Source organism: Cytobacillus sp. FSL K6-0265, assembly GCF_038003465.1.
Taxonomy (GTDB): Bacteria; Bacillota; Bacilli; order Bacillales; family Cytobacillaceae; genus Cytobacillus; species Cytobacillus stercorigallinarum.
On sequence record NZ_JBBOPE010000001.1, the window covers coordinates 1246650 to 1273049 of the forward strand.

The 26400-nt window shown below is 36.3% G+C and carries 23 protein-coding genes; 12 read left to right on the forward strand and 11 right to left on the reverse strand.

What is annotated here, in order from left to right; genetic code table 11:
- Positions 1–131 precede the first annotated feature (131 nt).
- The 4 genes from MHH73_RS06375 to MHH73_RS06390 all read left to right on the forward strand — a co-directional run bounded on the left by MHH73_RS06375 (position 132) and on the right by MHH73_RS06390 (position 3390).
- Positions 132–659 carry a signal peptidase I gene (locus MHH73_RS06375; RefSeq protein ID WP_318245506.1) on the forward strand — a complete coding sequence of 176 codons (528 nt, stop codon included), beginning with the start codon at positions 132–134 and terminating at the stop codon, positions 657–659.
- Complete coding sequence (locus MHH73_RS06380) at positions 656–1555, forward strand: hypothetical protein (protein WP_191815932.1); 900 nt, start codon at positions 656–658, stop codon at positions 1553–1555. Before MHH73_RS06375 ends, MHH73_RS06380 begins: the two co-directional genes overlap by 4 nt.
- A 132-nt stretch (positions 1556–1687) precedes the next feature.
- Positions 1688–2110, forward strand: coding sequence for a GNAT family N-acetyltransferase (locus MHH73_RS06385; protein WP_191815935.1), 423 nt, complete (start codon positions 1688–1690; stop codon positions 2108–2110).
- Between the two features lie 215 nt (positions 2111–2325).
- Complete coding sequence (locus tag MHH73_RS06390; protein WP_191815937.1) at positions 2326–3390, forward strand: C45 family autoproteolytic acyltransferase/hydolase; 1065 nt, start codon at positions 2326–2328, stop codon at positions 3388–3390.
- 102 nt (positions 3391–3492) lie between these two features.
- Here MHH73_RS06390 and MHH73_RS06395 read toward each other — a convergent pair whose 3' ends face one another.
- Entirely contained in the window at positions 3493–4827 is a 1335-nt protein-coding gene (locus tag MHH73_RS06395; protein ID WP_191815939.1) for an ABC transporter permease, read from the reverse strand.
- On the reverse strand, positions 4824–5513 hold the full coding sequence (locus tag MHH73_RS06400) for an ABC transporter ATP-binding protein (protein WP_095370041.1): 690 nt from the start codon (positions 5511–5513) through the stop codon (positions 4824–4826). The genes MHH73_RS06395 and MHH73_RS06400 overlap by 4 nt, the downstream gene beginning before the upstream one ends.
- 182 nt (positions 5514–5695) lie before the next feature.
- Between MHH73_RS06400 and hemG the strand changes: the two genes are divergently transcribed.
- A complete protein-coding gene (hemG, locus tag MHH73_RS06405; RefSeq protein ID WP_191815941.1) occupies positions 5696–7081 on the forward strand; it encodes a protoporphyrinogen oxidase in 1386 nt (461 codons plus the stop codon).
- A 28-nt stretch (positions 7082–7109) separates the two neighbouring features.
- Here hemG and MHH73_RS06410 read toward each other — a convergent pair whose 3' ends face one another.
- Positions 7110–8783, reverse strand: a complete 1674-nt coding sequence (locus MHH73_RS06410; protein WP_318245501.1) for a glycine betaine uptake BCCT transporter — start codon at positions 8781–8783, stop codon at positions 7110–7112.
- A 216-nt stretch (positions 8784–8999) separates the two neighbouring features.
- On the opposite strand from MHH73_RS06410, the gene MHH73_RS06415 reads away from it, so the two are divergent.
- Entirely contained in the window at positions 9000–9899 is a 900-nt protein-coding gene (locus MHH73_RS06415) for an AraC family transcriptional regulator (protein WP_318245502.1), read from the forward strand.
- 45 nt (positions 9900–9944) lie between these two features.
- Here MHH73_RS06415 and MHH73_RS06420 read toward each other — a convergent pair whose 3' ends face one another.
- Together MHH73_RS06420 and MHH73_RS06425 are read right to left on the reverse strand one after the other, a co-directional pair.
- Positions 9945–11147 carry a CynX/NimT family MFS transporter gene (locus MHH73_RS06420; RefSeq protein WP_341065624.1) on the reverse strand — a complete coding sequence of 401 codons (1203 nt, stop codon included), beginning with the start codon at positions 11145–11147 and terminating at the stop codon, positions 9945–9947.
- Positions 11148–11240: 93 nt separating this feature from the next.
- Complete coding sequence (locus MHH73_RS06425; protein ID WP_191815945.1) at positions 11241–11570, reverse strand: hypothetical protein; 330 nt, start codon at positions 11568–11570, stop codon at positions 11241–11243.
- Between the two features lie 151 nt (positions 11571–11721).
- Here MHH73_RS06425 and MHH73_RS06430 point away from each other — a divergent pair, with 151 nt between their 5' ends.
- Entirely contained in the window at positions 11722–11859 is a 138-nt protein-coding gene (locus MHH73_RS06430; protein ID WP_341065627.1) for a hypothetical protein, read from the forward strand.
- Positions 11860–11901: 42 nt separating this feature from the next.
- Here MHH73_RS06430 and MHH73_RS06435 read toward each other — a convergent pair whose 3' ends face one another.
- On the reverse strand, positions 11902–12450 hold the full coding sequence (locus MHH73_RS06435) for a hypothetical protein (protein WP_191815947.1): 549 nt from the start codon (positions 12448–12450) through the stop codon (positions 11902–11904).
- The gene (locus MHH73_RS06440; protein ID WP_191815949.1) at positions 12447–12824 is read right to left on the reverse strand and encodes a hypothetical protein; all 378 of its coding nucleotides are present in this window, start codon (positions 12822–12824) and stop codon (positions 12447–12449) included. The genes MHH73_RS06435 and MHH73_RS06440 overlap by 4 nt, the downstream gene beginning before the upstream one ends.
- Positions 12825–13090: 266 nt before the next feature.
- On the opposite strand from MHH73_RS06440, the gene purU reads away from it, so the two are divergent.
- Complete coding sequence (gene purU, locus MHH73_RS06445; RefSeq protein ID WP_191815951.1) at positions 13091–13990, forward strand: formyltetrahydrofolate deformylase; 900 nt, start codon at positions 13091–13093, stop codon at positions 13988–13990.
- A gap of 508 nt (positions 13991–14498) precedes the next feature.
- Here the strand turns inward: purU and shc are convergent.
- Positions 14499–16400: a squalene--hopene cyclase gene (gene shc, locus MHH73_RS06450; RefSeq protein WP_341065632.1), complete on the reverse strand. Its 1902-nt coding sequence runs from the start codon at positions 16398–16400 to the stop codon at positions 14499–14501.
- Positions 16401–16490: 90 nt separating this feature from the next.
- On the opposite strand from shc, the gene MHH73_RS06455 reads away from it, so the two are divergent.
- The 4 genes from MHH73_RS06455 to MHH73_RS06470 all read left to right on the forward strand — a co-directional run bounded on the left by MHH73_RS06455 (position 16491) and on the right by MHH73_RS06470 (position 21523).
- Positions 16491–17651 carry a DUF2515 family protein gene (locus tag MHH73_RS06455; protein ID WP_318245503.1) on the forward strand — a complete coding sequence of 387 codons (1161 nt, stop codon included), beginning with the start codon at positions 16491–16493 and terminating at the stop codon, positions 17649–17651.
- Positions 17652–17897: 246 nt separating this feature from the next.
- On the forward strand, positions 17898–19088 hold the full coding sequence (locus MHH73_RS06460; RefSeq protein WP_191817146.1) for a hypothetical protein: 1191 nt from the start codon (positions 17898–17900) through the stop codon (positions 19086–19088).
- 31 nt (positions 19089–19119) lie between these two features.
- Positions 19120–20364 carry a Zn-dependent hydrolase gene (locus MHH73_RS06465; RefSeq protein WP_225230792.1) on the forward strand — a complete coding sequence of 415 codons (1245 nt, stop codon included), beginning with the start codon at positions 19120–19122 and terminating at the stop codon, positions 20362–20364.
- On the forward strand, positions 20348–21523 hold the full coding sequence (locus MHH73_RS06470; protein WP_341065637.1) for an amidohydrolase: 1176 nt from the start codon (positions 20348–20350) through the stop codon (positions 21521–21523). The genes MHH73_RS06465 and MHH73_RS06470 overlap by 17 nt, the downstream gene beginning before the upstream one ends.
- A 65-nt stretch (positions 21524–21588) precedes the next feature.
- Here the strand turns inward: MHH73_RS06470 and MHH73_RS06475 are convergent, their stop codons facing one another.
- The 3 genes from MHH73_RS06475 to MHH73_RS06485 form a co-directional block, all read right to left on the reverse strand.
- Positions 21589–22866 (reverse strand): PucR family transcriptional regulator, encoded by a 1278-nt coding sequence (locus tag MHH73_RS06475; protein ID WP_191817149.1) that lies wholly within the window; start codon positions 22864–22866, stop codon positions 21589–21591.
- Between the two features lie 441 nt (positions 22867–23307).
- On the reverse strand, positions 23308–24777 hold the full coding sequence (gene putP, locus MHH73_RS06480; protein ID WP_191817150.1) for a sodium/proline symporter PutP: 1470 nt from the start codon (positions 24775–24777) through the stop codon (positions 23308–23310).
- Positions 24778–25133: 356 nt separating this feature from the next.
- Positions 25134–26249 (reverse strand): IS4 family transposase, encoded by a 1116-nt coding sequence (locus MHH73_RS06485; RefSeq protein WP_016201461.1) that lies wholly within the window; start codon positions 26247–26249, stop codon positions 25134–25136.
- Positions 26250–26400 lie beyond the last annotated feature (151 nt).

Below are 26400 nucleotides of genomic sequence, written 5' to 3' on the forward strand. Positions count from 1 at the left end.
TACTTAAATTTCTGAATATTTAGGTATTTAATCTCTTGTCATATTTTACTAATATTACTATATTTATTCTTAATTGATGGAACAATTGAAACGAGAAGGGAGGAGGGAGTATTCGAAAGATTATTTCGGTCATTGGTAATAGTTTATTTGTCCTTCTCATTTTATTAGGTGTTCTTTCTTTATACACTTTAATCACTAGTGACCAGAATCAAGAAAGGCCACCATCTTTATTTGGCAGAAGTCTTCTTATTGTATTAACAGGAAGCATGGAGCCGAGCATCTCACCGGGTGATGTTGTTGTGATTAAACAATCTCCGTTTAATCAAATTAAAGAGAATGATGTGATTACATATAGGAATGGGGCAGACTTTGTCACTCATAGAGTAACTGAAGTAGCTAAGGATGAATCTGGCTCATATTTTAAGACGAAGGGCGATGCAAATAATACAGAGGATGAAACGAAGATACGGACTGAACATCTAACAGGAAAAGTGGAGTGGGTGTTGCCAAAGGTAGGCTCCATAGCTGAATTCCTAATCAGTCCATTTGGTTTAAGTGTGATGTTTTTCATCGTCCTCGTCATTATTTTTTCGGACAAGCTGTTTAAAAGGAGAAACAAAAAAATAAACATAAATGAATTTGAGGGGGAGAAGAGTTGAAAACGAAATTATCGTTAAGTTCATTAGCATTATTATTAATTGCTACAGCTATTTTTGGGACTGTTGCTTATTTTTCTAAAAGTTTTACGAGTACAGGAAATACAGTACAAGCAGCAAAATTTAATGTGAACGCGGTGAATGAAAATGGTGAGACGATAGGTAATGGACAGTTCTCCTTAGGTGAAAATTTTTACCCAGGGATGGAGCCTGTCAAAGTGTATGCTTTTGAAATTCAAAAGAATGATACGGAGTTGCCCGTTGAATATCAAGTGGATTTAATTCCATCGGGTAAATTATTCCCTGCCAATGGAAACTCGCCAATTGTTTTGTCATTAGAAAGAAAAGTGAATGGGGAATGGAAAGAAATCGATCATACCTCAACATTTAAACCGACAGTGGATAACGAGCAATTTCGTATCTTCGCAAGATGGCCGCATGGTGACAATGATATTAATTTCCAAGGGAAAACAGGGAACTTGAAACTGAACGTTGTTGCTACGCAAGTGGATGAAGAGGAAGGGCCACCGTATTATACTGGTTCCATCGCTTTTAAGGCCACTCCTTCAGGGAATCTCAGAACAACAGCAAATAAAGAAGTGAATTTCTATAAAAATGACCAAGGTAATAAAGTCATTGAAGTGAAGATGGGAGAAGGTAATGGAGACTTCGAGAAAAAAGTCGGTAATTTTACAATAACGGAATCACAAGAGGGAGGAAATACATGGTATAAAGTCGTGACTGATCATGAATATTACGCAGGAGAAAAAGTTTGGAAATTAACAGCGGATCGTGTCAATACTTCCCAGTCTGGTGTAATTGATTTTAGAAAAGAGTCAAATGTTTATTTGACTATTGAATCACAGCAGTTATACAAATGGTTTACGGGAAATAAATAATGAAGGCAGGCAACTACAGCTTACAGTTGAATGGTTTTAGTTAGAGTTTAAGAAGGGGGCAAGGTGGTTGTTATTATATGAATCAATATATATCTTCTTTTCAGCCTAATCTAATAAGAAAAGGGGTAAAGAATGATATATACGAGTAATCTACAAGATATAACGATAGACAGGCTATCAGGTTTTTTTGTTGGATGGGGGAATTATCCGCAACCAGACACGCATTTATACCTCATGCAAAATAGCTATAAAGCGATTGTGGCCATTGATGAAACAAACGAAAGAGTTGTTGGCTTTATTACGGCTATTAGTGATGGTGTGATTTCGGCATACATTCCGCTGCTAGAAGTACGACCAGACTATCAACAGCAAGGAATTGGAGAAACCCTTGTAAAGATGATGTTACAGGAGCTGAGCGATATTTATATGATTGACTTATCTTGTGATGATGATTTAATTCCTTACTATGAAAGGTTCGCCATGAAAAAGGGGAATAGCATGATTATACGCAATTATGAGAGACAGTCTGGGAGAAAGATTAAGAGATCGATATAAACATGTTCTCACATTAAAACGGGCAAATGCTATTCCGATAGCTGTGCTCGTTTTTTTGTATTGGAAAAGAAATGAAATGGAAAGATGTTCACAGATGTTTGTGAACACAAAAAGTTGATGGTATCCTGCAGATTCATTTGCCCTGACTGGTTGTCTTTATTTTGCCCAGGACTTCCAGTATGCTTAGGTTAAGAGCAACTGTAAGGAGGATACATATGAAGCAAATCTATAGTGATATTATTCAATTTAGAGGCAATCATTATGATTATGGTTTTTTGCAAGGGGAATTATTAAAGGACTCATTGTCCTTGAAAAATAGAGAAGACCAGTGGAAGGTAAGGAAGCCGCGCTTTACAATCAATGTAAAAGAAGCAAAGGCGATGGTTACACAATTTGCTCCAGGAGTTTGGGATGAACTCATTGGTTTACAAGAGGCATTAGAATGGCCAATCGAGCGAGTGTTACAAGAATTCGGTGGCTATCGCGTGAATCATCATAAATCAGGCTGTTCTATTTATATAGGTGAAGATTATTTAATCCGCAATTATGATTATCATCCTAAAACATATGAAGGGCGATATACACTATTCCAACCAACTGATGGAATGGGTTATAGTATCATTGGTCCGTCGCAACGAGTGACAGGTCGAATGGATGGTATGAATGAGCATGGTTTAGCAATGGGCTATAACTTTATGAATAGAAGAAGACCAGGTAATGGATTTATCTGTTGTATGATTGGCCGACTTATTTTAGAGTCATGTCAAAATGTTGAAGAAGCCGTTGCGATGTTAAAAGAAATTCCCCATCGTCACTCCTTTACTTACGTTGTTCATGATAAAAAGGGGAGAAGTGCAGCAGTAGAAGCCACTCCAAGAAAAGTGGCAGTGCGTGAAACACTATCTTGTACAAATCATTTTGAGAAACTATTAACAGAAAATCGCCATCAATTAGCAGATTCAAAGCGTCGTTTAGCAGTTATGGAAGAAAACCGTGCAACAATAAGTAGTCCAGAGCAAGCTTTTCAATTGATGAATGGTAAAGGAAAAGGAGTATTTTCTGATTTGTATGGAAGCTGGGCGGGGACTATTCATACATCGGTTTATTTTCCGCGTAGTCAAAAAGTATGGATGGCATTAGGTGGTGATCAGCAACCTTATGAGCTTGACTTTTCTTCCTGGCTATCCGGACAAGATTTTTCTTTGGAGAAAATGACTGGTGAAGTGGATACCGATATTCCCTTTCTTCACATGGATGAAGGGGCCAATTGGTTTAAATGAAGCGACAATCAAATAGAAAATATATATAAAACAAAAGCCAGTTGTGCAAATGAAGAAATGCGCAACTGGCTTTAGGCTGGCCTGTAATGGCGTTGATTTTGATTATAATTCTCTTCTCATCGCCTTTAGAACATCCACTTTGGTTGCTCTCTTAGCTGGACGGAGACCTGAGAATACGGTTACGAGTAAACAAATACCGACACTAATAAGGGTAAGTGACCAAGGAATATATGATAATAAAAATCCTTCTGGTGCTGCCTCATCAAATGCTGTTTGAATAATAAATGGTACACATAAATTGACTAGGAAGCTGATACCATAAGCAACAATCGTACCAAAGATGGCGCCTAATAAGCCGATATAAGTACTTTCTAATAAAAAGATATTTTTAATTGTACGTGGATGTGCACCAATCGCTTTCATAATCCCAATATCTGGTGCTCTTTCCGTGACTGCCATTGTCATTGTATTATAAATACCGATGGAAGCAATAATAAGTGCAATCGTACCAATAAAGATAAGGCCGATTTTCATAATAAGGAAAATGACATTAATTTGTTTCATTTCATTGGCAATTGAATAAATCATATAGCCTTTATCTTCAAGAGCCTTGTTAATTCCTTCTACTTCTTGAACGTTATTTGCGTATACTTTTACATAATCATAGACTTCTTCCGATTGATTGGCGTCAAGTTCGCCGCCTTCGTACATTTCAGATGCCCCGCGCATAACGCCAGTGAATTGTTCAACTTCTTGTAAAATTTCTTCGGAAATAAAGACATGCTCTTCATACGCCCAATCACGAGCAGGCTTTTCAGCGATTCCTACAATTTTAACAGAAATGGTTTTCTTCGTTTCTTTCCCATCTGTTAATTTAATTACTTCCATGTCCATTTCTTTATTTAGCAAGTCATCAGTATAGACATAGTCCTCGTTGATATTTCCTTCATCATCGTACAATTTCTCAGGGTTAGCACCGTTTTTAATTAAGCTTTCAGTAAAGTGATAACCGACAACAACTTCATTCTCCCCCTCAGGTAAGCGCCCAGAGGCGAGCTTGAAGTCTGCTTTAATCTCTGATGGAAAGTGTGTGACGATGGCATTCGTATTAGATGTATAGTCATCTAGTTGGAAGAAAGGCATCTGCGCCAATTCATTTCTGCGGGTAACAGCTTCAACTCCATCCATCTCTTCAAAGTAAGTAATATCTTCATTTTTAAGTCCTTGTGAATCTTCTTTCCCGTAGATCTCCACTTGTGTAACCAATTGGTTTTGCATCATATCAGAAATAAGCGATTTATGAAGTCCGAAGCCGACAGAGGCAAGTACAATTAAGAATGCAACACCAATCGCAGTAGCAAGTACTGTCATAAACAATCTAGATTTATTCTTCTTTAAATTTTGTCTAACGAACTTAAACTGATCTTTAAATGTCATTTCCCTACTTCCTCCAATACATGACCGTCAACAATTTCTATTGTGCGATGACCGAACTCGGCAACCTCTTCATCATGAGTAATGATAAGGAAAGTAATCCCTAATTCTTCATTTAATTGTTTAATGAAAGCGAGTAAGCTTTTCTCTGTGTCACTATCTAGACTACCTGTTGGTTCATCAGCGAGAATAAGAGGTGGATTGACTACGAGTGCACGAGCAATACTGACCCTTTGTTGTTGGCCACCGGATAACTCGCTTGGATAATGGTCCTTAAACTCTGCTAATCCAACGCGCTCGAGTGTCTCTAGTGTTTTTTGTTTTCTTTCTTTTTCATTCATCCCTTTAAAAGTCAGCGGCAATTCAACATTTTGGAATGCTGTCATACTTGGAATCAATTGAAAGTTTTGAAAGATAAATCCGATATGCTGAAGTCTAAAAGAAGCAAACTCTCCTTCAGAAAGCTCCGTCACAGTTTGATTATTAATCTTAACTTCACCATCCGTTGGTTTAATAAATCCGCTAATAATATTTAGTAAAGTTGATTTTCCAGATCCGCTTTTACCTACAATGGATACAATTTCTCCTTTGTTAATTTGGAATGATACATCCTTCAGAACAGGTATGACCGTTTTCTTCTCTTTTTTACCTATTTCAAAAGAATGATAAATCTTATTTACCTCAATCATGCATTTTCCCACCTTTTCTTTTGAATACAACTTAATAGACGTAAGTGAAATGGAGTATCCCTACATATTTATCAAAAAAAATTTTTGAAATGCAAAAGTCATTCAATTGTTAATAGAGATTGAGTTGAAGTAGTGATGTTGTGATAAACTATTATCATTGAGAAAAAGTCGAGGTGTACGTAATGGAAACGGTGTTAATCGTCGGTGGTGGCATAAATGGTCTATCAACTGCCCATGAACTACAAAAATGGAAAAACGCAAACAATCGAGACATTCGCATTATATTAACAGAAGCACACAATCATCTAGGTGGAAAAATTAAAACCATTGAAGCAGATGGGTTTATGATGGAAACGGGCGCTGATTCGATTGTCTCCAGAAAAGTAATGGGTAGAGAGATCTTCAAAGAATTGAATTTAGATGAAGAGGTCGTCTATAACGGGACAGGTCGCTCGTATTTATTTACCGATGGGGAGATAAAGCCCATCCCAGTTGATGCGGTATTTGGGATACCAACAAGTATCGAGTCATTGGCTAAAAGTACATTAGTCTCTGCTGAAGGAAAAGTTCGGGCATTAAAAGATGTTTATCACAAGGAGAACCCTTTTACTGTAGAAGATAGTATTGGTGATTTTCTTAGCTATTATTTTGGTGAAGAATTAGTAAGGAAGCAGATTGCTCCGGTATTATCGGGTGTTTATTCTGGAAAACTACAAGATTTGACAATCTCATCTACCTTGCCAGCTGTTTTCGAATATAAAGAGAAATACGGTAGCATTATCAAGGGTTTCAACGCTCATAAAGAGAAATATCAGAGTAGCGGTGAGAAGAAATTCCTCTCTTTCAAAAATGGTCTTTCAACCATTATTGACGCATATGAAAAATCTCTTGGGACAGTCGAAGTCAGAAAAGGATACGAGGCACAATCCATACAGAAAGAGAAGCAACAATATAAGGTGAGTTTTTCAAACGGTGAAGTGATAGAAGCAGATTATATTGTTATGAGCACTCCACATCAAGTTGCGCAACAATTACTTGATGATGCAGCGTTGAATCATTATTTTTCTAACATGAAAAACAGTTCACTTATTAGTGTTTACATAGGATTTGATGTTCCTGATGCGGTTTTACCCGAAGATGGAACGGGCTTTATTACTTCAAATAATCATGAGCTACATTGCAATGCATGTACATGGACGAGTAGAAAATGGAAACATACATCTAAAAGTGGAAATCTCCTTGTCCGTCTCTTTTACAAAAGTAGCCATCCTTCATTCGATAGAGTGAAGGATAAGAAAGATACAGCATTACTTGATCTTGCAAGAGAAGATTTACAGAAAAGCTTAAAACTAGCAGCTGAACCCATTGTATGGGATATAACCAAATGGAATGAATTAATGCCCACTTATACACTTGACCACCCACAGGTAATCAAAGGAATTGAACAAACACTTCTAGAGAAATATCCTGGCGTGTATATAGCAGGAAGTTCTTATTATGGTTCAGGCATTCCAGATTGTATGGAGAATGGTATTGAAGTAGCTAGAAAAATAACAGCTACATTGTGAAGATATAAAAATAACAAGAGGGGGGAGGTTAGTCCTCCTTCTTGTTATTTAGTTCTTCGATTTTTTCTTTCTTTTTCTTTTTTAAGCGTTTTTTCTCTTCTTCCATTTTACTTTCAATCCAACGTTTTTCCTCTTTTAATTCTTGTTTGATTAATTGTTTTTGTAACCTTCTTGACATTAATTTATCCTTTGTTGCTCCTGAAAGTTCGAGTTCCTTTTTCACTTGTTGAAGTTCTTTAACTAAAGATATAGTCATTAGGATCATTACAAAGGAAAATGGGAATGCAGCAATAATCATTGTATTTTGTAGTGCTTGGAGGCCTCCAGAGTAAAGCAATACAGTAGCAATGGCTGATAATAAGACACCCCAAATGAGTTTATTACGATTAGAAGGATTTAACACGCCTTTTACTGATTGCATACCTAAAACAACCGTAGCTGAATCACCTGAAGTAATAAAGAAAATGGCAATCAAGATGAGAGAGAGAAGAGATGTGATAAAACTTATAGGCATCTCTCTCAATGTCCCAAATAGCATTTGCTCAGTATTCATTGAAGCCAAATCAGCTATCCCTGACATTTGTAGATCGATAGCGGTACCTCCTAAGAAAGCGAACCAAATAAAAGTGACGATGGTAGGTACAAGCAATACGCCAATAGTAAATTCACGGATGGTCCTTCCTCTAGATACTCTTGCTATAAAAGTGCCGACATAAGGAGACCATGCCATCCACCATGCCCAATAAAAGATTGTCCAATTATTAATCCATTCTCTACTTTGCTCATTATTTGGTGTTAATCTAAAACTCATTTCTGGCAGTCTTTGTATATACTTCCCGATCGTGTCTGTGAACAAATTTAAGGAATAAACCGTTGAACCAAAAATAATAAAAAAGAGGAGGAGCACGAGAGCAAGAATCATATTCACATTCGATAAGATTTTAATACCTTTATCAATACCTGTAACTGCTGAAATCAAAAATATAACTGTAATAATGATAATAATCACTAATTGTATTAGAAAAGAATTAGGGACATTCCAAATGTAAGAGATCCCACCATTAATTTGACTAGCACCAAAGCCAAGAGTAGTTGCGATTCCGGCAACAGTGGCGATGATACCGATAATATCTACTATTTTTCCTAAAGGACCGTCTGTATTCTTCATAATAGGGGATAGAGTAGAGCTGATCGAACCATCTCCCCCTCTCCGAAAATTGAAAAAGGCAATACAAAGAGCAATAATGACATATATACTCCAACCATGAATACCCCAATGAAAAAAGACGTATCTTAAAGCGTCCATTGCGGCTTGATCTGTACCCATTTGCCCTGTAGGAGAATCAATAGCGAAATGAGAAATAGGTTCTGCCGTTCCCCAAAAAAGAAGTCCTGTTCCCATCCCGGCACTAAATAAAAGGGCAAACCAAGTAGGATAACTATATTCTGGTTTTTCGTCAGACTTCCCAAGTTTTAATTTGCCATAAGGGCTAACAATTAAGAATAAGCAGACACAAACAAAAATAGTGACAATGATTAAATAATACCATCCAAAAGTAGAGGTGATGGCTGATTGAATAGCAGCTGTATAGTTTTCCATCACCTTTGGAGCGAATGCACCGATTAAAATTAAAACGAGTAAAATACTGACTGACCAATAAAAGACGGCCCCGAATTTTTGTTGTTTATCTATATTTTTCACTCTCGTATCCCACCCTTTTTATGTTTCGAAACATTTAAATCGATCTCATTTCTTTTCCTCCTTTTTAGTGTTTCGAATTAATATAATTATTATGTACACTGATCATGTGAAAAATGGTGTCGGGAAATAAGGCGTATAAGAGTGATAGGAAGTTCTTCCTTTTTGCGACCTGAGTTAACCTATCCAAACAGAGCAATAAATGACAGGAGTAAATAAATGATGCGTTATACAATCAAAGCGGAGGGGGAAGAGAATATGAGTTGGGTAACAGATATACAAAAAGCGTTGGATTATATTGAAGCCAATTTGTTGGAAAAATTACACAGTGAGGAGGTAGCAAAACAAGCGAATACTTCTCCTTTTCATTTCCAACGAACGTTTGCCATTTTAACGGATATGACGCTAGGGGAATATATAAGACGACGAAGGTTAACAAGTGCAGCCATAGAGCTTGGTAATTTTGATGAGAAAATCATTGATATTGCACTAAAATACGGCTATGAAACCCCAGAAGCATTTACTAAGGCATTCAAAAAACAACATCATATCTCACCATCAGAAGTAAAGAAGTACCGTGGAAAGTTACAATTATATCAGCCTTTAAAAATACATGTAACATTAGAAGGAGTCGAACCAATGAATCATACGATTATTTCAAAAGAAAGCTTTCAAGTAGTCGGTATAAGAAAGAATTATTCGCTTGAAAACGATGAAAATCTAAAAGAAATTCCAAAGTTTTGGAATCAAGTAAATCAAGATGGGACTTGTGAACGTTTACTTTCATTAAATAATGGTTCAATCAAAGGTCTACTTGGTGTTTGTGTGGATTATAAAAAACAACAAGAGATTGAATATTGGATTGCTGTGAACTATGATGGAGATTCGACTAACTTTGAAACAATAACGATTCCAGCTTCAACTTGGGCCGTATTTCAAGTGACAGGAGAGATGCCACAAGCAATGCAGCACACGTGGAAACAAATATTCTCAGAATGGTTTCCAACAAGCGGTTATAGACATGCGGGAACGGTTGAGTTAGAGGTATATCCTGAAGGTGATTCTAATCGTAGCGATTTTTACTCAGAAATTTGGGTCCCTGTAATCAAAGAGCTTTAAATAAAATTAAAAAGCTGGGTTGTAATCATAAACCCAGCTAAACGATTATGAGATTTGCTTGAGGTTTGTGGTTTCCTGCACAAAAACATTCCTTCCTGCGCCAATACCACATAAAGTAAAAAGAATAGCAACAGTAATAAGGGCAAAAAATGCTGTATGCCATTGGTGGAAAAGGTCATAAAGAAAACCAAGTAAGAAAGGACCACATGCGGCCAATAAGTAACCAAAAGATTGAGCCATGCCAGAAAGAGAGGCTGCCTGCTCACTGTTCATAGATCGTAGACTCATTAATGCTAAAGAATGACTTATGGCAGCACCTAGAGAAAGACCGATGAGGATAATACTCAGAAATGATATCACCGTACTTGAAGTAAGAAATAACCCACATAAACCTGTAATAAGAGTTGAACCAATTCCTAAGCCAATCCATTTTTGATGCGCTAATCTTTCTCCTAGTATAGGAATAAAAAAACTTGCTGGTAACCCCGAAAATTGCATGACAGTAAGCATCCAACCACCCATTTCTAACGTGAAACCTTTTGATAACAAAATCTCTGGTAACCATGTGGAAAAACCAAAATAAATAAACGATTGTAATCCCATAAATCCGGTGATTTGCCATGCGATGCCCGATTTAAACAAAGTAGAGAATGAAAGGAGCGGGACAGGATTTATTTTAGGTCTCTTTTTAATAAATGGTATCCATAGAATACAAGCAAGTATGACAGGGATTGCCCAAATGAGTAGACTAGGTTCCCATGTGATTCCATTGCTAGAAAGTGTTCCGCTAATACCTGGTGCAAAACCAGCAAATACACCCATTGCTAACGTATATATGCCGGTAATTAATCCTACTTTTAAAGGGAATTGTGCTTTAACAAGACTTGGGAGTAACACGTTACAAATACCTATTCCTATTCCAATCATGAAGGTACCAACAAATAGAATGAACAATATATTAGTAGAGCGCATGAAGATACCTAGCCCAATCAGTGTTAACCCGCAGAAAAGTGTCCTCTCTATCCCCCATCTTTTTGCAAATATAGGGGCAAAGGGGGAGATGGCTGAAAAAGCTAATAAAGGGAATGTGGTTAGTAAACTCACTGTACTCGTATTAAATTGCATTTCATGTTGAATGTCTCCAATAATTGGGCCAACTGAAGTAATCGCAGGACGTAAATTAAACGCAACTGCGATGATGCCTATAAAAATAAGTATATTCCTACCTTGATTGCTTCTATCTGTCATAATTAACGCCTCTTTTCAAGTTATCCAAGACGCGTTAATTATAATGAATTTTCTGACTAATGTATAGGGTGATGACATGTTTTTTAATGTCTATTATTTTTTTGTCTTCGGTGGTAATTGAAGACAGCGCAACAATTGAGTTTCTATACTATTTTGCACGGTGTGCTCAATAAAGAAATCGCTAATCATCTTTTTGTATTTTTCGTCTTCGAACATTTTTTTATTTTGCAGTTCCATCTCGGCGAGCCCTTCATATTTGGCAATGAGGCAATAGGTATGATCCTTGCCGGAAATAGGGGAGAGAACTTCAATCTCGTGACTATAGTTTTCGTTGCGAAAGCTTTTGATATTAGCGAGATTTTGAATACCTTCTTGAAAGTTTTCTTGTTTAAGTTGAAACGATTGATATACATAAATACTCATAATGAACATTCCCCAATCTTCTTTTATCAATTTAAACTTCATTTATTTTTTGTCGATATTGAATGATATAAGAGTATTTTGATATTAATATGCTGCGATTATTCATTTTCTTCTTAGAAACTTAATTAAAGGAAGGGGGGGTTATCGGAGTTTGCGCAACTATCAAAGGCAAATGCACTATGAGCAAATCATCTATGCGCAGTTTTTTACTGTTATCGCTATGATTTATGGGAAAATGGTTTCTACTCACTGCTACTTGTTTAATACTGAGGAGTTAGGAAGACAATAAAAAAGCACTTGATGATGTCATCAAATGCTTTCTCGAGGAAACTTATTTCTTAAATACTGTATTAACAAGGTCGTTCATTGACATGTCGCTATTAACTTCAAATGTACCTGGGCGCAGGTCATTTTCGAGGCCTTTTTTCTCTACTGTATCAAAGAAGTCTTTACCATTTTTAATAATTTTAGCGGACTCAAGTGCATCACCGACGTCGATACTCGTCATACCAGAAGTAACTGTGAGCATCGTACGGTAAACAGCTTTTTCATTTTCATTTGCTTTGGCATCGTTAAGTTGCTTTTTAAGCTTTTCATTTTCTTCTTTAACAGAAGCAATATCTTTCATATCTTTATTGATATTGTTCCATTCTTTTTCACTGTGAATAATAAATCCTTGAGATTGTAATGCTTCTTCCATCTCTTCTGTACTAAGTTCTTCTTTGTTTGCTTCAGCTGGTTGGTCTACTTCTTCGGTTGCTTTCGGCTCAGCGGCTTCTGTTTGTTTGCTATCAGACGGACTAAGGAAATAGGTAATTCCGAGGATGACTGCTGCAACAATTAAACCACCAGCAAAGCTGCGCATCGTTTTTTCACTCATTGAGCTACTTTACTCCTTTCCGTACTACGTTTTTCGTATGGAGCTAGTAGGTTGTTCACTTCTTGTAAAGACATCTTTTGTTTTTGAGCGATGCTTTCGTTGGAATATCCTCTTCTATGTAGGTCTATCATTTCGCGTAGAAGTAATCTATGATCAGATTGTACTTCAGAAGTACCTGCTTCTACGGCAGTTATCTCAGCATCTATTTCCATGAATTTCACTTTTTGTTGCAATTGGTGAATTTCATCCATTAAGGAAAAAGAAACCTGATCAATATGTTGCTCTTGTTCCGATTTCGATTGTTTACCCTTAACAAATGATAAAATGAGCAACACAACTGCTGCACCAAGTAAAATGGCTAATACCCATTCCATCTCATAATTCCTCCTCATATGAAACTATTATCCTGTGATTTTATAATTATACCTTCCTTTTTGTCGAAATACGATTATTTATGACAAAAATGCCACTAAAGTCATATTTCTGTAATATAAAAACACAGCTTACATGCTCCTATTATAGTATAAGAGAATGGGGTCTGATTTCAAGCAATGTACAATGAGTGTTTTTTTTTGCAAAAGGTTTGCGTCTTTATGAAAGAAAAGGTTAAAATGCAATAAATATATTGAAGGAGTGCAACATGAATACATTATTTAATAATCAAGCAAAAGTTTATAAAGAGAAAAATAAAAATAGGGGACGCCTACTCATTAAATGTCCTGATCGACCAGGGATTGTCGCCCATATTTCGAAGTTTTTATTTCAATATCAAGCCAATATTATTGAATCCAGTCAATATTCTACTAATCATGAAGGCGGCAACTTTTTTATGCGCATTGAATTTGAGTGCCCTGACCTTCCACAAAAATTTGCACAAATGAAAGAGTCATTTATAAATGTTGCTCAAGATTTTGAGATGGAATGGAAGTTACAACAAAATAGTGAATTAAAAAGAACGGCCATCTTCGTATCAAAGCAACTACATTGTTTAAGAGAGATACTCCTAGAATGGCAGAATGGCGACATGATGATGGAAATTCCATTAGTTATTAGTAACCATCTAGAGGCAAAAGAAATTGTTGAGTCATTAGGTATACCTTTTTACCATATTCCTGCTTCAAAAGAAAATCGTGAAGAAGTGGAAACAAAGCAGCTACAATTACTTGAAGAATATAATATCGATGTTGTCATTCTCGCTCGTTATATGCAAATTTTAACGTCGCGATTTGTGTCTGCTCAACCGAATAAAATTATTAATATCCATCATTCTTTTTTACCGGCATTTGTTGGTGCGAAACCATATGATCGTGCCTATGCACGTGGAGTGAAGATTATCGGTGCAACTTCACATTATGTCACCAATGATTTAGATGAGGGGCCGATTATCGAGCAAGATATAAGTCGAGTTGATCATAGGGATGAAGTAGAGGACTTGAAGAGAAAGGGAGCCTCAATCGAGCGCAGTGTTTTAGCTAGAGCAGTAAAGTGGCATCTTGAAGATCGCGTGATTGTATATGGTAATAAAACGGTTGTTTTTTAAAAAATAAATCATAATACTTAAATCGGGGATTTTTCCTCGATTTTTTTCTGAAAAAATGATGAAAGCGGTTTATTGTTCAAAAAGAATGATTAAAGTAAGAAAATATCCTTATTTATGCGGGAATTTGAATTTGACAGCTTGTTTAAATTTTTTTCAATGCATTACCAGGACATTCGCAAACAGTACCGCTGGTGTGGAAGCTGTTATAAGCGATGAAAACGAAAAAAATAACTGCACAATTCGCTATTATGGTTGTCCTGCAGAAGAAGTTCTTTCTGGGAAAAGGGAGAAGGGAAATTTCCAAGTGAATTACTTGCAACACTTTTAGTAATGTTGTTGGAATGTAAAAGAAAGAGGAAAAGAATATAAAGCAGCGATTCTTGATAATCTCTCCCCCCTAAAACTAATCAAGCCTTATCATTCCCAAAAAAAGCCCAGATCACATTGAATGATTTTAAATGAATATAATAGGTGCGGGCTTTTCTTGAGTGGAAAATAGGTAAATTAGTTACGGTGTTATTCTACTATCATACTCATTTTCTCCGTATTTTTCTCGATAATGTGCCAACGCTAATAAGGGGAAAATATAGCGATAACTGTGATAATGAAAATAAATAGCACCCGCGAGACCTTGACCTGCAGGGTAGTCTTCGCGCCAATCATTATTGTCCAAAGATGTGAGGAGATATTTTACGCCTCTTTTAATTGTCTCATCTGGCTTCTGACTTACCGAAATTAATGCATCTATGGCCCATGCTGTATGTGTGAGTGTACTATCACCTAATGGGATATATTTTTTTTGTTTGTCACTTAATGCGGATTCCCCATAACCTCCATCAGCATTTTGAATGGATCGTAGCCAGCTCGTAGCCTTCTTGATCATTTTACTTTTATTGTCATATTCAATAGCTGATAATCCTGTAAGAGCTGCCCAAGTCCCGTATATATAACAAATGCCCCATCGGCCATACCAGGAACCGTTCTTTTCTTGGTGTGTTTTAAGCCACTCAATACTTCTGTGAAAATGAGGATGTTGGTGCGGCATATGTGTGTAATTTCCTAAAAACTCCATGGCTCTTCCTGTTAAATCGGCACTGCTTGGATCCGTAAGAATAAATTCACTATCTTGGATTGGTACTAAAGCTAATAACTTATTATTGGTGTTCTTTTCAAAAGCTGGCCAACCACCATCATCATTTTGCATGGAAACGAGCCAATTGACGCCTAAATTCCAAGCCTCTTTTATATCATCACGGCTTTTTGCAGAGTTAGTAATAGCACGAAGAGTGGCTGAGGTATCGTCAGTATCTGGCTGAAAAGTATTGATGTCAGAGAACCCCCAAGCTCCTGGTTTTGTCTTAGGATTATGAATGATCCAATCTCCAAATTTATATTGTTGTCTACTAAGTAAATAATTGGTTGCTTTTTTTATCATTGGATCATTTGGTGTTAATCCAGCTTTTTGTAAAGAATAACTAAGCAAGCTTGTATTCCAAACAGAAGCAGTAGTGAATTGGATATGTGTATGACCTTTTACTTTTGTTTGGAATCCGTATAATCCTTTTACCGCATTCTCAATCAACGGATCATCTTTTTTATGTCCTAATGATAGTAATGCGAATACCATTAAAAATGTTGAGCTAATATATCCGAATAAGGTCCCGTCTGGTTCTAGGTGATTAATCATATATTGTTTCGCACGGCTCATACTCAGTTGGTGTAGTTCTTGTGGCAGGCCTATAATTTTCTTCATACTTGCTTTAATTGTTTTGTGTATGGTTCGCCATTCAGAGGATCGGGACCAACTAAAGTTTGCTTCCACTCTCGAAGTGAACAAATCTGATAAATCTGGACTGCTGGCTGTTCGAAAACGAAATTTTTTATCTGCAATGATCATAATTGGAACTATATTTGCTCTACCGTATACGGAGATGCTATAGAAATTGATTGGCATGACAGGCTGTATGAGCATCAGTTCAATTGGCAGGGGAAAGAACTTTGGCCATTCATACTGTCCTGTGATTGTAAGAATCAGTTTGGTTAGGAAATGGGTTTCCTCTATGCCTCCTTGTTGTAGAATGAATCGTTTCGCTCTTTTCATTCGATCATCTTTTTTATCGATATAACCTGAATACAACAATGCATGATATGCCTCGACAGTTAAGGAAAGACTACCGTTTCTTTCATCATAATAATGTTTCCATGCACCGTTTTCCTCCTGTTTACTTAGTATCCTTTTAACCAATTGTTTTATCATCTCTTCATCATCAATTTCCAAACTTCTTAATAAAATAATCATATACGTATCAGTGGATATACTAGATTCAAAAGGATATTCCCAAGTACCTGAAGCTGTTTGGTCTGCTCTTAAAGTAGCAATTAAATGATCGATTCCATTTGAGACCTTCATGATATTCACCCTTTTCGTTACTTTTCCTAACAATGTAATCATTATTAATACATGAGTATTCATTGGACAAAATAATCATTCATAATGGTGGTGTTTTCCATTTTTTTAATTCATAAATGGCGAAAAAGAAGAAAAAGGATAAAATCATCTATTGCTGGGAGAAAGTTAAAAAAAGAATTAGTGGTCCTATTAAAGAAAAACAAGCAGAACACAATAAGTGAACTTGATCTTGACGAACAACAGATTCTAGAAAAAATAAAACAACAAACAACGGCTTGTAATCTTAATAATGTGACAAGAACAAATGCTTATTTCAAGTTTTATTTGAAATTCCCCCAAGTTCACTGGGCTTTGTTAGCCCATTTTGTCTCAAGAAATGCAGGTTGGAATATGACAGATTTAAAAGGGGATTTATTATCAAAGATATTAAGTGAGACAGAACAGCATGCGTTCTTTCAATTTATGGAACGAGCAAATTGGTTGATTTTTCAAGATGCATATCCACAGTTATTGCTTTACGAGGAAAGTGTCAGACAAGGTAAACCGTTCTTTCATTTGCTCTCTCATTTAGGCGTCTCTTCATTTATGCAAGCAATATGGTCATTTTTTTGGCAACAAAAACAATCTCAAATCCTTACACATGCGCTTATTATTAATGAACAAAACTATATAGAAAAAAGAGTGATACAAAACCCAATTTTTAAAGAAGAAGTGACATCAACACTTGAGTTTAAATTACAAGATGTTTTTGCTTTTAACTATATTCTCTTCCCGTATCAGACGCATGGAATATCACAGTTAAAGGGTTTAGTCGTTCATTTATTTACAAAGTTAAATCAGAGAATAGAAATAGGGTTTAAATTGTACTCACTTCTTTACGAAAACCCTTCTCAATTACGAAGCTTTGTTAAGTGGGCTAACCAACATCCCCATACTGGGTCAAGAAGTGATTACTGGAGGAATGTCTATTGTGTCATCCAAGAAGGAATACCGACAAAAACATATAAACCAAGAATTACAGATGGACATTTAAAAAACGGTGCGAAAAAGTTATATAGTCCTGTGCTTGTTCATGTATGGAAAAACACTAGTCATAAGCAGCCAGGAGGAGATGATTGGTTCAAGAATGAGGGAATAGTGAAAATGCTATTCAAAGAAATGAATATAGCTGATAATGACGTGAAACTGGCGTATATGAAATCTTTAGAAAGATTGGAGCTAGCAGTTGCTGCGAAAAGTTTATTATCGTAATGCAAAACATACCTTTTTAATTCAAAGGTATGTTTTTTTTGTATTTGTTTCACTTTACTCATGCTAAAGAGACGTGATGAGATAGCTAACAATTATATGGTATTTAAGTGAGTTTATATAAATAAAAGCGCTTTCAAATAAAAAGATTATTAAAAATAATGATAAAAGACAAAATGTTCTTTTAATTTAAAAAGGAGCGTGATACTATTGTAAAATATCAAAATCGAATTTAAAGGAGTGGCATGTATGTCTCAGTTAATGGCTTTTGTAATCGTGATTGGAATTTTATTTATTGGGGATATGGTAGCTACAAGAACAAAGGCATGGGTGCCATCCATGTTTATATGTGCATCTTTGTTTCTCATTGGTTATTGGACGTTTTTCCCGTCAGACATAGTTGAGGTGGCAGGAATCCCCTCTTCAGTGGCGACTTTATTGATGTATTTATTGATTACGAATATGGGAACATTGTTATCGCTGCAGGAATTAAAGAAGCAATGGAAAACTGTATTAATTGCGTTATCGGGGATTCTAGGAATCATTGTATTGCTATTTACAATCGGTGTATTGTTATTTGATTTTGAAACAATGGTTGTCGCTATCCCTCCACTAGTAGGAGGTGTTGTTTCTGCTTTAATGATGTCAGAAGCCGCAGCCGATGCTGGACTTGTTACTTTATCTGTTTTTGCAATCGTCATTTATGTGATGCAAGGTTTTGCTGGTTACCCGCTCACATCTTTTGTTTTAAAGAAGGAAGGGAAGAAGCTGCTACAGCAAGTCCGAAAAGGTGAATTAAAGATGAAGGATACTGTTGAGGAGACAGCAGCCACAACAGAAGAAGTAGAATTAAAGTTGTTTAAATGGCTACCTGAGAAGTACAATACAGACTTTTTTAAGTTTTTCCGTCTCGGTATTGTTGCTTTCTTTGCCTACCTTGTATCAACCGTTTTAGCACCGGTTGTTTCCATTAGTCCATTTGTCCTCTGTTTATTATTCGGTGTGATTGCCACAACATTAGGATTTTTAGAGAAGCAGTCATTACAGAAAGCAAATGGATTTGGTTTCGCAATTATGGCACTGATGTTATTTATCTTTGATGGATTAAAGCAAGCAACACCAAGTATGATGCTTGAAATTATTTACCCCCTAATCGCAACCATCGTCATTGGTGTAATCGGTATGTACATTTTCTCAATGATCGTCGGTAAAATTCTTAAGGTGAGTAAAGAGATGGCCTTTGCTGTATCTTTAACAGCATTATACGGATTTCCAGCAGATTACATTATTACAAATGAAGTAATTAAATCTTTAACAGATGATGAAGAGGAAAGAAATATCCTCACTAGTCATATGTTGCCTCCAATGTTAGTGGGCGGATTTATAACTGTCACGATCGTCTCGGTTATTTTAGCAGGCCTATTTGTGCAATTCTTATAAATTCGCAATGGAAATGAAGGAGTGATGAATGTTGAGTAATGTATTAGCTAGAATTGATCAACATATAAAAACATTGGGTCAGTATACAAGTACGCCTGGAAATGGTACCACAAGAATGACGTATTCCAAAGAAGATTTACAAGCAAGAAACTACTTAAAGGAAGTAATGAAAGACTACGGATTAACTGTATCGGAAGATGGTGTTGGGAATATTTTTGGTAAGTTAGCTGGTGAGGTAAATGGACCAAGCGTATTGATTGGCTCTCATTTTGATTCTGTTCCACATGGTGGCAATTATGATGGCCCTGCTGGGGTGATAGCTGGATTGGAAGTGGCCAAACTATTCCAAGAGAATGGCATTCAACCTAAGTATCCATTGGAAGTTGTTGCTCTAGTAGAAGAAGAAGGGTCAAGATTTGGTGGCGGGTTAATGGGGTCAAGAAGTATAACAGGTAAGCTTACAGACCAAACATTTAGAGAGTTGACGGATTCACAAGGAGTTTCAACAGTTGAAGCGATGAAGAGTATTGGTTTGAACCCAGAACTCATAAAGAAGCGCGACAAAGAGACGATGAAGGCGTATTTAGAACTGCATATTGAACAAGGACCGATTTTAGAAAAAGAAAAAATTTCGATTGGGATTGTGGAAGGAATTGTTGGCTTATCGCAATTGGAAGTTACGATTCAGGGAAGGGCAGGACATGCAGGCACTACACCTATGAATGATCGGGCAGATGCACTAGTTGTGGCAGCACAGATTATTGCTAAGTTACCAACTATAGCTGAAATTTACGGTGAGGGAACCGTCGCAACAGTTGGTAAACTATCAGTCTATCCAAATGGAGCCAACGTTATTCCAGGATCAGTTACATTTACGATTGATTTAAGGTCAACAGATGAAGCGAATTTGAAAAGTTTGCTAAACGATACCCAAACTTTTATTCGTCAATGGAAGAAGGAGAAAATCTCCATTTCAATAGCCGAACAATTATATATGTCACCAACAATATTAGATGATGAAGTGAAGCAGCAATTAAAAAAAGGATGTCAAAAACATGAAATCTCTTATCAATCGATTTTCAGTGGGGCTGGACATGATGCCATGGTATTTGCAGAACAAACGAAGGCGGCTATGATATTTATTCCAAGCAAGGATGGATTAAGCCATTGTCCAGAAGAATGGTCAGATCATCATGATATTGAGAAGGCAGTCTATGTTCTATTTGAAGCAGTAAAACATCTCACGGAGGCGAACCAGCATGAACAACTATATTAAAGAGGCTATACTCGCTAGAGCGAATGAAGTGATTCAATTAAGAAGAAAGTTTCACAGTGAACCAGAATTATCATGGGAAGAAGTAAAGACAACGGAGTTTATTGCTAATTACTTGGAAGAATTGCAAATTCCTTATAGGAGAATGAATCCGACTGGCATTGTCGCAGAAATTACTGGCAGTAAGCCTGGAAAAAAAGTGGCGTTAAGAGCGGATATTGATGCCCTACCAGTAGAAGAGTTAAATACAGAATTATCATACGCATCTAAAGTGGAAGGGAAAATGCATGCATGTGGCCATGATGCTCATACAGCAATGCTTTTAGTAGCAGCAGATGTTCTTAATACTATGAAGGAAGAGTTAAAGGGGAGTGTTCGCCTTATTTTTCAACCAGCTGAAGAGGCTGCTAGAGGTGCGTTGGCAATGGTAGAGCAAGGAGCAATGACAGAGGTTGATCATGTGTTCGGTATTCATATTTGGTCACAAATGGAGACAAATAAAATTGCTTGTACCGCGGGTCCTCAATTTGCATCTGCTGATATTTTTCATGTAGCTTTTCAAGGGCAAGGAGGACATGGTGCAATCCCGCATGATTGTATTGATGCCACAGTGATGGCATCTTCCTTTGTTATGAATTTGCAGTCTATTGTTTCTAGAACAATTGACCCGCAGGCAGGAGCAGTAGTAACGGTAGGAAAACTTGAATCTGGAACTAGATTTAATGTCATTGCTGAGAATGCTAAACTTGAAGGAACAGTACGTTGTTTCGAACCTGCAGTTAGAGATCACATAGAGGAGCAATTAACTCACTATGCAAATCATGTGGCTGGTCTATATGGTGGCAAGGCAGTGGTTGAGTATATTAGAGGGACACAAGCAGTCATTAATCATGAGGAGAGTGCGGCATTAGTCCAAGAGGTTGCAGTAGACTGTTTTGGCACTGATGTCCTTTTCGATGAAAAACCAACAATGGGCGGAGAGGATTTTAGTTTTTACCTTGATTACGCACCGGGCAGCTTTGCGCTTGTTGGGAGTGGAAATAAGGATAAGGATACCGAATGGGCACATCACCATGGTAGGTTTAATATAGATGAAGATGCTTTAGTAACGGGTGCAGAGCTTTATGCACAATTTGCATGGACATACTTATTACGAGACTAATCTACACCATTAATAGGGGCTGGCAAACAAGTGACAGTCCCTATTCTTTTTTTTTATAGAATCAGTTAGCGTTTTTCTTTGTTTTCATTGGATAGTTGGTGACCTTCTACAATAGATTGTTTTCGTCTTAATAGTTGTAGGTCAATAAAGAGTTGACATCTTGTATTGAAATCTTTGAAATCAATCGTTGTTAGTTGTTGAATCTTTTTCAAGCGATATTTAAGCGTGTTCTCGTGAATAAATAACTCGTCAGCAGTAGGTTTTAGCCGACAATTATTTAAGAGATAGATTTCAAGTGTTTGAATATAGTTCGTATGGCTTTGATCATCCTTTTTTAAAAGGATTAATATATCTTCATTTGTATAATTCGTTTGTTTATTATGCTGTTCAATAATAGCTAAATAGCGTAAAGTTTTTAACTTATTATATCTTACAGGAAGTGATTGTTCCTTATTAAAAAACATAGAAGTTTGAATCACTTCTAATGCTTCTGTGTAACTTTGACGCAGTTTATAAATGGAGGTATACTCATTTCCGATGCCCACGACGAGCGTACTTGACTCGTATTGTGTCCTTACTGTTAATGTAAGCAATTCAGCATTATCAATCAATGTTTGATCATTTTGCTCATGAGATGCTAGTAAGACAATCATTTCTAAATGGTAAAAGAAAATATATGCTGATTGAGTCATATTGTTTACAGATAGTCTAACCGTATTAATGATGTCATCAAAATTTTTCTCATCGCCTTCTTCTACCTTAAAAACTGTTACTACAAATGATTTCGGTATAGTCACATTTGCTGTCGCAGCTTCTACTTTCAGTTGCTGTTTTGTTTGAAAGGAATCTTCTATGACTTTTTCATAAAAATAATGGTCTTCTTCCACTTTTCCCTCTTTTGCAATTCGCTCTCTATTAAGTAGAAAACCAATATGAGAGGAAGCGGCTTTTAAGAATGTCAATTCCTTTTCTTTCAATTTAGGCGGAGTTTCCTGAACCCATATATAGCCGTATGTCTCATTTTTATAAATGGCTGATACTACCACACGCTTATTCATTTGAATATCCTTGAAAGCTTTTATACGAAACGGCTTTTTTGAATGAGAAAGTTGATCCACGATACCTTCATCACTTAAACGCTCAAAAATTGAAACAGGCCATTGCTTATTGAAAATCGTTTGCTTATTCACTTCATCATAATCTTCAGTGAAATAAGAACTATAGGCTATTAATGAAAATTGTGCATCTTCTATCACAATTGGTTTTCTTAATTGAATACTGATGATTTCCGCAATCTCTTCTATATTGGTAGAAGATTCAATTCGATCTAATTCATAATCCAAAATTTGCACTTCCCTCGTTCAATGGTCATAAGGTCACATATTCAATATTATATAAAAAAAAATGTTGTTATCCAAGCTTCCGATATCGTTCTCGAGCAACGGATTGAAGTAAGGAGAATGGTTGTATAGAAAAGAGTATTAAGTCAATAGGTAAGATTGACAGAAGAAAACTTATCAAACATTGTTTTAGTAAGCTAGCTATTGAGGGTTTTCAAAAGCAAAAGTGCAAAACGATATGTAGACAGTATCTAACTGTAACTGCCATCAATTATCCATTGCTACATTTGTTCTGCTATCACTCACAATTTTCTTTACAGAAGTCAAAGTTGGGTACCTTTCTTTTACGACATACTATCGGTGCAATCGAGTTTCTGCAATGATAAGAAACTCCCATTTGCACAAAAAAAGAACCGAACCTAAGTGGTTCGATTCTTATATGAGTTATCGTTGATTAAGTGCTTTTTTGTATTCCTCGAAATCCTCTTCTACTTTCTTCGGAGGCTTAGAAGTTATTAAACTAAATATAATAACTGCCAATAAACTGATAAAGAAGCCAGGAACCATTTCATAAAGTGTGTCAGATAATCCGACTGCAGACCAAATGATCACAGTTGCTGTTCCGAATATCATTCCTGCTAGAGCGCCCCAGCTAGTCATTCGTTTCCAGAATAGGCTTAATAAGATCATTGGTCCGAATGCTGAACCGAAACCAGCCCAAGCATAACCTACAAGGTCTAAAATCGTTGAGTTTTTCTCCCAAGAAATCCATAAGGCAATAATTGAAATGATCATGACAGAGATACGACCAATTAATACAAGTTCCTTATCAGTAGCTGATTTACGTAAGAAGGAATTATAAATATCTTCTGTTAGTGAACTAGATGTAACGAGTAATTGAGAAGATACTGTACTCATAATTGCAGCAAGTATAGCAGCAATGATAAATCCTGTAATTAATGGGTGGAATAATATTTCTCCTAAAAGGATGAATACTGTCTCTGGATCATCAATTGTGTAGGCCGTGTTATTGAAGAACCCGATACCAACAAAACCAATAAACATTGCTCCGATAATACAGAAAATCATCCATAGCATACCAATCCATGTAGCCGATTTTACTTGTTTAACAGATCTAATCGCCATAAAGCGGACAATAATATGTGGCTGTCCGAAATATCCAAGACCCCAGGCTAAGAATGAGATAATACCTAATACAGAAGTTCCGCGGAAAATATCTAGAAGGGCGGGGTCAATTTCTCTTGCTGTATCGATAGCCGTTCCTAATCCATTAATTTCTATTAATGCCACAATCGGCACTAAAATAAGAGCAATAACCATAATTAATCCCTGCACTAAGTCTGTTAAACTAACAGCGAGGAACCCACCAAACAAGGTATATGCAATAGTTACACCTGCAATAATTAAAAGGCCAGTATGATAGTTCATGCCAAATATGCTTTCAAATAATACGCCGCCAGACACCATTCCGGATGATACGTAAAAAGTAAAGAATACAAGAATAACTACACCTGAGACCATTCTTAATACTTTTGCTTTTTCGCCAAAGCGATTTTCCAAATAGCCTGGAATTGTTATGGAATCATTTGCTATTTCAGTATAAACGCGTAATCTAGGAGCAACATATACCCAGTTTAATAATGCGCCAATGATTAGTCCGACAGCAATCCAACCAGAACTAAGTCCGGTAGCAAACATTGCACCAGGTAACCCCATTACGAGCCAACCACTCATATCAGAAGCACCTGCACTAAGGGCAGTGGTTAATGGTCCTAAATCTCTTCCACCTAGCATATAATCATTTAAGTTTTTTGTTCTTTTATAGGAATAATATCCTATATAAAGCATACCAATCATATAAATAGTGATTGATATTAAAACACCCGTTTCCATAATATTTCTCCTTTCAACCCTATAATCTGTTTATTTAGTTCTGTAATTAACATTCCAAAAAAAGAGAGACGTTATTATACCAAAAAGACAATAAAAAAAAGACATGATAATCATGCTATTCCCTCAGAGATTTTTTTAGAAAGTCAATTATAGTAACTACCCAATAACTCATCTTTATAATCATATATTTTTCTAATAACTATATCAATCACTAGTGTTGCATAAATATTGTCGCAATTTTCAGTCTGATTATCCTCCCTGTTTAGAGCCAAAAAGGTAAATACCTATTCAAAGGTGGCTCCATCCATTTGGGTTTTTTTTACAATTAGACTTGTGCGACAACAACAATTTGCTTATTAAGGGATGGCTTTCCCTTCAATCTTTCGAAGCCAGATATGGGCTGGTTTCCACAATGCAGCCCTTAAATAACGGCTAATTTGTAAGGTTTTTCGCTTACTTCTTGTTTCAAGTTGTACGAGAACATGTAGGCAAAAAACAATCAGTGCGATAAACACTTGGTTTTGAATCGCCCATTCACTTTGACCGTAGAATTTTTTGATGCTGAGATGCTGTTTGATCCATTTAAAGAACAACTCAATTGCCCACCGTGATTTGTACATCTCTGAAATTTCTTCGGCACTCAAATCAAAACGATTGGTAATTAAATGCAGTTCATTTCCTTTTGAATCCATCACTTTTAGAAGACGAAAGTAATTTTCAGCACGGTTTTGAGTCGTACCAATCAACACCATTTGATCTGACAAAACAGCTGAATTCTCGGGTAGTTTAAAATTATAAACTTCCCGTATGACTGCGTTTTTCCGTAGCCTTGAAAGAAAAAAGTAACCATCATCTGTCATTCGGTCAAAGCGCTCGTAATCTAGGTAGCCACGGTCAAACACATACATGCATTCTTTATCATCAACCATGATTTCAAGCTGACCACGATCATGTTCTTTTGCCGTTGTTAAAACAGCCTTTTCAGGATAGGAACTCCCTTTTTCCATAAACACAAGTCTCAAATGCAACTTGACACCCGCTTTTGTTTTGCGGAACTTTGCCCATTTATGATTGGTCAAATTAAGTGGCAATGTGCTTGAATCAATAATTTTTAACGGCATAATAAGCTTTGTATAATGTGTTTTTGCATGAATTTGTGCGACTAAATCAAGGAAAAGCCTTTGAAATAAATCTGGATTTATACCGTTTAATCGGCGTGAGAGCTGAGAAATACTGATTGAATCAAGATCAATGCCTTTTTGTAGTTGGTCGTCGAAAAGACAATCGCTTAGCTCATGCAAACTTTCGACTTCTTGTAGCTGTGCAAAAAGGAGTAATTTTAGAAATGAGTCTGTTTTTAGTTTTTTCGTATAGTAATCTAATTTCAACGTTTTCACGGTTTCTTCAAAAAGTTGAAGATTTATTGGTGAAAACCATTGTCCAAATGAAGTTTTTCGTGTAATCTTGTCCATGAGTTGGTCCTTTTTTAGTGGATTTGGACGGGTTACCACCTGACTTATCCATTATAAAGGACTTTTTCTTTGCACAAAATAATAAAATTGAACATTTTGAGTATTTTTAATAGTGAAAATAAATTAATGCAACACTAGTGTATATCAATAT